Source organism: Aquifex sp., assembly GCF_056494385.1.
This window is the reverse complement of sequence record NZ_JBSLZM010000022.1, coordinates 1-10152: the sequence shown is the minus strand read 5'-3', so window position 1 is coordinate 10152 and position 10152 is coordinate 1. Positions and strand designations below refer to the sequence as shown.

Genomic DNA, 10152 nt, shown 5'->3' with positions numbered 1-10152 from the left:
TAAATACCGTTATCCATGAGTCGTAACCGTATAGCTTAACAGCCAAAGCTGTCGGGATAAGTCCCTTTAGCATATCAAGAAAGAAAACCAGAGCTCCGTATTTCTTTCCAAGGGCACGGGAAACGTTAGTAGCCCCTACATTCCCGCTTCCTACCTCTCTCAGGTTTACACCTTTAAGGTTTGCTATTATTTCACCGAACAGAACGGAACCGAGAAGGTATGAAAGGAGTATCAGGAAAACGCCCATAATTCTTATTATCTTCAATATGAGAAGAGGAGACCTACTGAAGGTTTTTGAGATACTCAAAAAGGAGTTTCCAAAATGGAACGCTCCCGTCGTTCACATGATTTCCCAGCACAGAAGGGACCCCTTCAGAACCCTCGTTTGTGCTTTACTTTCCACAAGAACTAAGGATGAAGTAACGTGGAAAGTGTGTAAAAAGTTTTTTGAAAGGGTGAAATCTCCGGAGGATTTATTAAACCTGTCTGCGGAAGAAATTGCGGAACTTATATACCCTGTAGGATTTTACAGGGTTAAGGCAAAACAGTTAAAAGAGATAGCTAAAATTCTCGTTGAGAGGTATAAAGGCAAAGTTCCCGACGATATAAAGGAACTTCTAAAGCTACCGGGTGTTGGAAGGAAGGTCGGAAACCTTGTTTTATCTAAAGGATACGGAAAGCCCGCAATAGTCGTGGACGTTCACGTTCACAGAATAGTAAACAGGTGGTGTCTTGTAAAGACTAAAACACCCAAAGATACGGAGAAAAAACTTATGGAAATACTACCAAAAGAGCTATGGAGCGAGGTAAACTACCTTCTCGTTGCCCTCGGGCAAACTATATGCCTGCCCCGAAAGCCCAAATGCGAGGAGTGTCCGATAAACAATTACTGTGATAAATGTATATAAACGAAAAAATTAGCTCTTTTCCCCGCCTATTTCAAAGTCTTCCGGTTTAATGTTCTCAAGCCATTCCCTGAGTTTCTTCTTCTCTTCATCCTCTTCGGGTTCCGGAAGTTTTGACTGTTCAAGGACGTGTTCCGCCACGTATATGGGTGCTCCGAACCTGAGGGCGAGGTTTATGGCGTCACTCGGACGAGAGTCTATAACGAGTGTGTTGTTCCCCTGGTTTATGTATATCTCCGCGTAGTAAGTGCTGTCTTTTAGGTCGTTTATAACTACTTTCTCAACACTTCCGCCCATCTCCGTTATCACCCTCTTTAGGAGTTCGTAGGTCATCGGTCTTGGGGGCTCAACACCCTGAAGTTTCATAGCTATGCCGTTTGCTTCAAAGGCACCTATCCATATGGGAAGTATCAGGTTCTCGTCCTCTTTGCCCTTTAAAACCACTATCGGCATCTGGGTAGTAGGGTCAAGGGTAATACCTTGAACTTCCATCTCAACAAGCTCACTCATCTCAATACCTCCAACAATTCACACTCTAAATTAAAGGCGGAAGCCTTATTAACCTTAACCTTAACTATCTTCCCAAGAAGAGACTTATCACCCTTAATTGTTGCCCATTTATTCGTAGTAGTTCTTCCTATGAGCTCGCCGTTTTTTTCCTCTTCAATTAACACCTCTTGGATGGTTCCCTCGTAGCCCTTTGCTATTTCCGAAAGAATGCTCTTTTGGAGCTCAAGGAGTCTTTTCATCCTTTGGGTTTTCACTTCGTCGCTTACTTGCCCGTCCATCTCGGCTGCCAGTGTTCCGGGCCTGGGTGAGAACTTGAAGGAGAAAACTTGTTCAAACCTTACCTTTTGAAGAACATCAAGGGTGTGTTCAAAATCCTCTTCGGTTTCCGTCGGGAATCCGACTATTACATCCGTAGACATAGCTATACCCTTTACTTTTTCCTTCAGCTTGTAAACCTTCTCAAGGTATTCCTCCTTAGTGTATCCGCGGTCCATGAGAGTGAGTATCCTGTTGGAACCCGCTTGGAAGGGAAGGTGGAGCGCGTTACAAACCTGGGGTATGTCCGCCATGGCTTCTATGATGTCGTCGGTTAGGTCTCTCGGGTGTCCCGTTGTAAACCTTATCCTCTCAACCCCGTCAATCTTTGAAACTTCGTAAAGAAGCTCCGAGAAAGGAATAGGTTTTTCAAGATCCTTTCCCCAGGCAGTCACGTTCTGACCGAGGAGGTGTATCTCCCTTACACCGTCGTCAACGAGTCTTTTTACTTCGTCAAGTATGCTGTGAAGGGGTCTTGACCTCTCCTTTCCCCTCGTTCTCGGAACAACACAGTAAGTGCAGTTCTTATCGCAACCCTTTATTATCGTCACGTAAGCACAGTATTTGTTGTCCCTCTCAACAGGGTAATCCCATATCTTGTGTTCATCTTCCGGGGGTTCGTCAAGTATCGCTATCGCTTTGTATCCCGCCTGTGCCTGATTTATAAGCTCGGGAAGTTGGTGCATGTTAAAAGAGGAAAACATTATATCTATAACCGGGGCTTTTTTTACAAGCTCCCATCCCGCCCTTTGGGCCAGGCACCCCGCCACGGCTATTAAAGCATTGGGATTCTTTTCCTTAATCTTCTTATACTCCCCCAGGTGAGAGAGAACCTTCTGGTCCGGCTTTTCCCGTATCGTACATGTATTCAGAATTATTAGGTCCGCCTCTTCCCAGTTCTGGGTAGGCTCATACCCCAGGGTTTTGAGCATCCCCTTTATCCGTTCACTGTCGTTGAAGTTCATTTGACATCCAAAGGTCTTAATGAAGAATTTCTTTCCCATAGATAATTAATTTAAGGTAGGTACAACTTAACGCACCACGAGGTTCACAAGCTTGTTCTTCACGTAAATGAACTTCTTAATCTCCTTTCCCTCAATCCATTTCTTAACTTTTTCCTCGGACAGAACTATCTCTTTTACGGTTTCTTCTTCCGCATCTGCAGGAACTTTTACCCGAGCCCTTACCTTTCCGTTTACTTGAACGGGAATTTCTATCTCTTCCTCCTTCAGGGCTTCCGGGTCGGGTTCGGGGAAGGTCTGTTCTATCACAAATCCTTTATTTCCCAACATCTCCCATATCTCTTCGCATATGTGAGGAGTTATCGGTGAGAGAAGCAAAGTAATGGTTTCAACCGCTTCCCTTAATACTTTGTAGTCCTCTTCGGATTGTGGTTCGAACCTCTGGAGGGTGTTAAGAAGCTTCATAACGGAGGCTATAGCAGTGTTGAACTGGTATCTCTCCTCAAAATCCCTCCTGAACTGTTCTATAGTCTTGTGAACCTCCCTTCTTATCTCCTTCGCTTTACCTTGAACGTTCTTTAGTTCTTCTCGTGTATAAGAAACTTCCTTTAGTTTATCTATATAGGTATTTACAAAGTTCCAAAGTCTGTTTAAAAACCTGTAAGCCCCTTGAATACCCTCGTCGGTCCACTCAAAGTCCTGTTCCGGAGGTGCCGCAAAGAGTATGTAAAGTCTCACGGTATCCGCACCGTATTTCTCCACAGCTTCTTCGGGGTCAACGACGTTTGCCTTTGACTTAGACATCTTTGCACTCTCGCCTATCTCCCTCTCAAGGAACTTTATAAGTTCTTCGTCCTTAAGTCCGAGTTTCTCAAGGAGGAATATAGCGTTATCTCCTACGGAGATTTTATTTTCCTTTAAAAATTCCCCTATTTTCATAGAGAATTATTTTATGACCTACGTTGATACAGCGGTAAGTGTCGCATTTCTGGTTTCTCTTCTTATCCTTCTTAACCCTAAACTTGAAAGAAAACGTATATGGACTGCAACCGTTACACCACTTGCATCAATAATAGGAAGCGGTTACCTGGTTTCCGCTCCGCTCCTCTACTATGCACTCGGAGATTGTGCTCTTTTCGGGATGCTCGGGATAGTTTTCCTCGCTTACCTTATAGGAAGTGCGATAAGGTTTAACATAAGAAAGGAAGAAAAAATAAGTCAGTTTGTTATAACGAAGGAAATTGAGAGTTTTTCTAACCTTTCCTTATCATTCGCTTACTTTATTTCCGTAGCCTTTTACCTCAGACTCCTTTCGGCGTTCATATTCTCCGGCTTTTTTGAAAGAAATCCCTTTTACGAAAACCTCCTCACAACGGGATTGCTACTGTTCATAGGCATCTCGGGTTTCTTAAGGGGTCTTAATTTCTTAGAGTTCCTTGAGAAGTATGCGGTTACCTTAAAGCTATCGGTTATCTTCTCCTTTCTTGTCGCACTCCTCGTTCATGATATAAGCACGGGCCTTGCTATAAAAGGAGCATGTAAGCCTATAAACCTTGAAACCTTAAGGGTTCTTGCGGGTATCCTTCTTATAGTTCAGGGGTTTGAAACCTCAAAGTATCTGGGAGAAAAATACACAAAAGAGGAAAGGGTTAAGAGTATGAAGCTTTCTCAGTTCATCTCGGGATTCATCTACGTATCCTTCATAGCCTTAATAACTCCCATTCTTTACGAGCTTGAGGGAAAGCCCCTTGACGAGACCTCGGTTATCTTTCTTGCCTCTTCCATATCCCTCGTTCTCGGATACCTCATAAGATTGGGACCTCTTATGAGTCAGTTCAGTGCAGCGGTTGCGGATACGATAGGTGCGGGAGGACTTATAAGTAAAGAAACCCGCGGCAAAGTAAGTTCAAGGCTCGGATACCTCATGGTTGCAACGATAGACGTCGTAATCGTATGGAACCTAAACGTGTTTGAGATTATAGCCTTTGCATCCAAGGCTTTCGCCTTTTACTACCTTCTCCAGACCCTTATATCCTTCTTTCTTTCTCTTAAAGAGAAAAAAGTGTTCCATTCCCTTTTCTTCTTAACCCTATCACTAATTCTTACCTTTGTAGTTATTCTGGGGAGGAGTGCCGAGTGAAAATTCTTTAAAATAATCTTTTCTATGAAAATAATCGTCCAGAAGTTCGGAGGAACGTCCGTAGCGAATCTGGAGAGAATAGAGCTCTGCGCAAGAAGGGTTATAGAAGCTGCCGAAGAGGGGTATAAACCTGTTGTTGTTTCCTCCGCAATGGCCGGAGAAACGGATTCCCTTATAAACCTTGCAAAGGAGGTAAGTCCCCGTCCCCCCGAAAGGGAAATGGATATGCTACTTGCGGTAGGTGAGCAAAAGGCTATAGCCCTCTTTGCTATGACCTTAAACAAGCTCGGATATCCGGCGGTTAGTCTTTGCGGCTGGCAGATTCCCATAATAACCGATAACGTTCACACAAAAGCCCGGATAAGAAAGATAGGTATAAGAAGACTTCTTAATCTCATAGAGGAGGGATACATACCCGTAGTTGCGGGGTTTCAGGGTGTGACTGAGGACTGGGAAGTAACTACTTTAGGAAGGGGAGGGTCCGATACGACTGCGGTAGCCCTTGCGGCGGCGCTAAAGGCGGACTGTGAGATAAACACGGACGTTCCCGGCGTTTTTACCGCGGACCCGCGCATAGTTCCGAACGCAAAGAAGATAAAGAAAATTTCTTACGAGGAAATGCTTGAGCTTGCCTCCCTCGGAGCTAAGGTTATGCAGATAAGGAGTGTTGAGTTTGCAGCGAAGTATAAAGTTAGAATACATGTAAGGAGCACTTTCTCCGACGAGGAAGGGACGTGGATTGTTCCGGAGGATGAAGTAATGGAAAAGGTCGTTGTAAGGGGTGTTACGGCGGACACGAGCGAGTCAAGAATTACGGTTGTCAGGGTTCCCGACAAGCCCGGAATAGCGGCAAAGATATTTAAAGCACTCGGGGATGCCCATATAGTTGTTGATATGATTGTTCAGAACGTATCTCACGAAGGGTATACGGATATGTCCTTTACGGTTAACAAGAACGATGCGGACAAAGCGGAAGAAATAGTTAAGAAGATTGCCCAAAAGATAGGTGCAAAGGAAGTTATAAGGGATGACAGAGTTGCGAAGATATCCGTAGTAGGAATAGGAATGAGGAGTGCTTACGGAGTCGCGGGGAGGATGTTTGAAATTCTTGCAAAAAACGGTATAAACATAATGGCGATATCAACCTCAGAGATAAAGATATCCTGTCTCATCGAAGAAAAGTATGCGGAACTTGCCGTAAGGGTTTTACACGAAGAGTTTATTGAGGAAATGGAAGAGTTTGAAACTATAAACGGGAAAAGCAAGTAAATTTAATGTATGGAAAAATCCCTTCTGAGAATGCTTATCTCCTTTTCAGAGGAAGACAAGAAAAATCTGGACGAACTTCGCTTACTACTCACCGATAAAGAACTTGAGAAGATAAGCAGGGAGTTTGCATCCTTTCTCAGGGAAAAGCTTAAGGTACGGGTTAGTAACCTTGAAGGGAAGATACTAAAATACCTTAAAGACTCCCTTAACTGTAAAACGGATTACTCTCTCGGAGAGGATATTAAAAAGAACGGTGTTGAGATTCCTCAGTTTATAGTTTCTTACGGAAAACTCTTTGAGCTTATAAGAGAAGAACTAAAACCTAAAGTTGTTCCCGAAAGACTAAACGAACTTTGTCTTTCCCTTATTAAGCATACCTTACTTGATATAGCTTCAGTAACCGACTACATACTTGAAGAGCACTTTGAAACGATTATAAACTTCTTTGAGGAAAACCCCGACCCCATAGTGATAATTGATAAGGATTTTAAAATTTTCTATGCAAACAACACCTTTAAGGAGTTATTAAAGCTTGATAAAGCGAAAGGTATAAATTTAAAGGATTTATTTCCCGAGAGATACTTATCAATTTACGAAATGCTTTGCAAAGCGTGTTTAAAAAAGAAATCGGGAAATTTTGAAAGGGTAATATACCTTAGGAATAAAGACTTAGGTATAACGAAGCCCTTTAAGGTTTCCTTTGAACACATAAGTTTAAAAAATAAAGATTACATAATTCTTGACCTAAGGGATGCGGAAGAAGAAATAAAGAGAGAAAAAGAAAGAGAGAACTTAAGTATTCTTTACGGACTTATAAGCGAACTTTACAGAGTTGTTCTTGAGGAAACGAGTATAAACAAACTGTTTTTCAAAATGGTTGATACATTCGTAAAGAAAGGCATTTATACGTATGCCGCCGTGATAAGAACGGACGAAAAGGTGAAGATTGCAGAGGAAGGAATACCTACGGATTACGGTGCATGTATTCCCTTTTACAGAGAGTATTCTTTAATTCTCACAAAAAACGAAGCCTTTTACGACACGGAGATAGACCTTATAAAGAACTTTCTCTCGGAGCTATCCGAAATGCTTCAGTCGCTAAGTCTTGAAGGAAAGCTCAAAGAGCTAAGATTTTACGACCCGATAACGGAGCTCCCGACACGTGCTTTCTTCGTTAATGCCCTTGGGGACATAATTAGGGAAGCGGAAAAGAAGGGGGAAAAAGTCGGACTTGTAGTCCTTGATATAGATAATTTCACAGCCATAAACGGACTTTACGGCCAACAGGTGGGGGATAAGGTTTTAAAGAAAGTAGCGGAGCTATTGAAAGATGTAGTAAGACTTGAAGATATTATCGCAAGAATAGGAGCGGATACTTACGCGATAGCCTTTGTATCAAAGGATCCATTTGAAGCTGCTAACAGCCTGATAACACGCATAAGAACGAAGTTTATAAAACCGATTAAGGTTGAAGGATACCAAATACCAATAACCTTTTCAATAGGTGTAGCCTTTTATCCGGACGATGCGAAAGATGGGGAACAGCTAATAGCCCATGCAACTCAGGCTATGTTTGAAGCCAGAAAACTGGGAGTGGATACCGTAATTTTCTTCCGCAGGGATTCAAAGAGGGATATAGAAAAGGTATTCATACTCAGGAATGAGCTCAAAAGAGCACTTAAAGATGGGGAGTTCATACTTTTTTATCAACCGAAGGTTAACTTAAAAAGCGGAGAAATAGAAGGGGCTGAAGCGTTAATTAGATGGAAAAAGATGGGAAAGCTTGTCCCACCTTACGAGTTCATACCTATTCTTGAAGAAAGTGGTCTTATAATTGAGGTAGGTCTATGGGTTCTTGAAGAAGCTATAAGGCAGTTAAACCGATGGAGGAGCAGGGGAATAAACATAGAAGTTGCTGTTAATCTCTCAGCGGTTCAGCTCCGTTCGGTAAAGCACCTTGAAATAATCGTTAAAACATTACAGGAGAACTACGACGCAGTCCCATACCTCGGGTTTGAGATAACGGAAACTGCTTTGATAGAAAACATATCTACAGCCTCTGTTTTCTTGAAGCTCGTTTCGGAGCTCGGTGTAAAGGTTTACATAGATGACTTCGGAACGGGATACTCCTCAATAGCCTACTTAAAAACCTTACCCGTGTATGCCCTCAAGATAGACGTTGAGTTCATAAGGAACATAGATAAAGACGAGAAGGACTACGAGATAGTGAAGACGATAATAAACCTCGCAAAAAACCTAAACCTTAAGACAGTTGCGGAAGGAGTTGAAACTAAAGAACATGAAAGAATACTTAAAGAGCTGGGTTGTGACTATGGACAGGGATACTACTACTCTCCTCCCGTTCCTCCCGAAAAGTTTGAAGAGGTATACAAAAAGTTTGCAAAATAAACCTTATGGTTATTCTCTTAATACTGCTTATAGGTCTCACTTTCGGAAGCAGCTTTGAGAAGCTAAAGGAAATCCTTAGAACCACAAAAACCCTAAAAGTAGCGTTTATCCAGAAAGTTGTATACGACTGGTATCCCAAGCCGGATATTAGCAAGGGTGTTCTCTACGTAAAAAGACGAGAAAAAATAAGACTCGATTACACCTATCCGGACAGGATAACGATAATATCCGATGGAAAAAAGGTTTATCTCATACATTATGAGGAGAAAAAGGTTTACGTAGAAGATATGAGCAGGAACACCTCTCCCGTAATAAACAGTCTTCTATTCCTTTCAGAGCCCGTTGAGAAAGTTTTCACCTTTGTGGGTAAGGAAAAGAACGAAGGAGAGGTAATTATCCTCCGTCCGAAGGAGAAAGACGAAAATTTAAAGCTCGTGAAGGTTTACCTCAAAAATGGGGAGATTAAAAAGATAAAAACTTATGACAACAAAGGAACGGAGGTTGTGATAGAGTTTATAGACGTTAAAAGAAACTTTAGGCCTTCGGAAGAGCTGTTTAAAATAAAGTTTCCCGATGACTTCAGAGTATTTCGCTATGAGTGATAAAGCGAAAACGGAAATAAAGATAGAGAGGGTTAAAGAGGAGGATATACCTGAGCTGGTTGAGCTATACCTCAGGGCTTACAAGGGACTTGAGGAGTATGCATACACCCATCCTAAGGACGTTGAAAGCTACATGAAGTGGCTCCTGAACAGGGACCCCGAGGGATTCTTTGTCGCAAAGGTCAACGGAAAGATTGTCGGCTTCGTTGCCGGGGATGCGAACTGGTTCAGTAGAAGGGAGAAAAAGAGAGTGGGTGCGATTCACGAGATAGTCGTTGACCCCGAATACCAAGGAATGGGAATAGGAACGAGGTTGATGGAGGAAATTCTGAACTACTTTAAGAAAAAGAGACTTGACACCGCTGAGCTCTGGGTGGGGGACGAAAACTACAGGGCTATAAACTTTTACAAAAAATTCGGATTTCATGAAAGGGGAAGGTACAACTACTGGATAAGGATGACAAAACTCCTGGAGTAAGGGAGGATGGACAAGCTGAACGAGATAGACAGAAAAGTTGAAAACCTTGAGAAGAAGATAAGCGAAATGTATGAAGACTTTGAAAGTTCAAAGAGAAAGCAGAAACTCGGCTTTTCGGACCTTGTTCAGGAATTCATAGGAGCTATGATAATAGCACTTCCCTTTTCTCTTACAGAAGAAGTGTGGGAACTCGCAAAAAGACTCAGTTTTTTTAGGGTTTTTGTGGTTTACCTTATAACCGTTCTTACCGTTTTTCTGTTTATAAAATACTCAAAGCTCCAGAACTGGGAACAACAAGATGTGCTCGGTTTTATACCATTAAGGCTTATAACAAGTCTTTCCATAGCTTTTTTAGTATCCCTTTCATTTCTTACACTCTTCGGTGTTTACCCCGACATGATAGAGGACTTCACAACACTTCTTAAGGCCTCAATCCTTGTTAGCATATTTGCGGTTATAGGAAGTCTGGGTGTTGACGTTGCGAAGTGATATACTTTTTAAAAGTTAAATGAGCGTCCTTACCAGAAAGCTAAAGCCTTATTACGAAGATCTCGTAACACCT

General features: G+C 42.3%; 11 protein-coding genes. 7 read left to right on the top strand and 4 right to left on the bottom strand.

All coding sequences use genetic code 11. From position 1 onward, the window contains the following. Nucleotides 1-247 (bottom strand): glycerol-3-phosphate acyltransferase (locus ACWB1W_RS01690; RefSeq protein WP_479369664.1); only part of this gene is annotated, 247 nt, incomplete at its 3' end. 19 nt (nucleotides 248-266) lie between these two features. On the opposite strand from ACWB1W_RS01690, the gene ACWB1W_RS01685 reads away from it, so the two are divergent. After that, nucleotides 267-908, top strand: coding sequence for an endonuclease III domain-containing protein (locus ACWB1W_RS01685; protein ID WP_479369663.1), 642 nt, complete (start codon nucleotides 267-269; stop codon nucleotides 906-908). 9 nt (nucleotides 909-917) lie between these two features. On the opposite strand, the gene ACWB1W_RS01680 is transcribed toward ACWB1W_RS01685, so the two are convergent. The 3 genes from ACWB1W_RS01680 to ACWB1W_RS01670 are packed head-to-tail and all read right to left on the bottom strand — an operon-like array spanning nucleotide 918 to nucleotide 3631. Beyond that, a complete protein-coding gene (locus ACWB1W_RS01680) occupies nucleotides 918-1415 on the bottom strand; it encodes a bifunctional nuclease family protein (protein ID WP_479369662.1) in 498 nt (165 codons plus the stop codon). Continuing rightward, entirely contained in the window at nucleotides 1412-2734 is a 1323-nt protein-coding gene (gene miaB / locus ACWB1W_RS01675; protein ID WP_479369661.1) for a tRNA (N6-isopentenyl adenosine(37)-C2)-methylthiotransferase MiaB, read from the bottom strand. The genes ACWB1W_RS01680 and miaB overlap by 4 nt, the downstream gene beginning before the upstream one ends. A gap of 27 nt (nucleotides 2735-2761) precedes the next feature. Continuing rightward, on the bottom strand, nucleotides 2762-3631 hold the full coding sequence (locus tag ACWB1W_RS01670; protein WP_479369660.1) for a class I tRNA ligase family protein: 870 nt from the start codon (nucleotides 3629-3631) through the stop codon (nucleotides 2762-2764). 13 nt (nucleotides 3632-3644) lie between these two features. Here ACWB1W_RS01670 and ACWB1W_RS01665 point away from each other — a divergent pair, with 13 nt between their 5' ends. The 6 genes from ACWB1W_RS01665 to ACWB1W_RS01640 are packed head-to-tail and all read left to right on the top strand — an operon-like array spanning nucleotide 3645 to nucleotide 10079. Further along, the gene (locus ACWB1W_RS01665) at nucleotides 3645-4832 is read left to right on the top strand and encodes a hypothetical protein (RefSeq protein ID WP_479369659.1); all 1188 of its coding nucleotides are present in this window, start codon (nucleotides 3645-3647) and stop codon (nucleotides 4830-4832) included. 24 nt (nucleotides 4833-4856) lie between these two features. After that, nucleotides 4857-6101 (top strand): aspartate kinase, encoded by a 1245-nt coding sequence (locus ACWB1W_RS01660; RefSeq protein ID WP_479369658.1) that lies wholly within the window; start codon nucleotides 4857-4859, stop codon nucleotides 6099-6101. 9 nt (nucleotides 6102-6110) lie between these two features. Further along, a complete protein-coding gene (locus ACWB1W_RS01655; RefSeq protein ID WP_479369657.1) occupies nucleotides 6111-8510 on the top strand; it encodes a putative bifunctional diguanylate cyclase/phosphodiesterase in 2400 nt (799 codons plus the stop codon). Nucleotides 8511-8515: 5 nt separating this feature from the next. Beyond that, nucleotides 8516-9112 carry an outer-membrane lipoprotein carrier protein LolA gene (locus ACWB1W_RS01650; protein ID WP_479369656.1) on the top strand — a complete coding sequence of 199 codons (597 nt, stop codon included), beginning with the start codon at nucleotides 8516-8518 and terminating at the stop codon, nucleotides 9110-9112. Then, the gene (locus tag ACWB1W_RS01645) at nucleotides 9084-9590 is read left to right on the top strand and encodes an N-acetyltransferase family protein (protein ID WP_479369655.1); all 507 of its coding nucleotides are present in this window, start codon (nucleotides 9084-9086) and stop codon (nucleotides 9588-9590) included. Before ACWB1W_RS01650 ends, ACWB1W_RS01645 begins: the two co-directional genes overlap by 29 nt. 6 nt (nucleotides 9591-9596) lie before the next feature. Then, entirely contained in the window at nucleotides 9597-10079 is a 483-nt protein-coding gene (locus ACWB1W_RS01640) for a DUF2391 family protein (RefSeq protein ID WP_479369654.1), read from the top strand. Nucleotides 10080-10152: the final 73 nt, after the last annotated feature.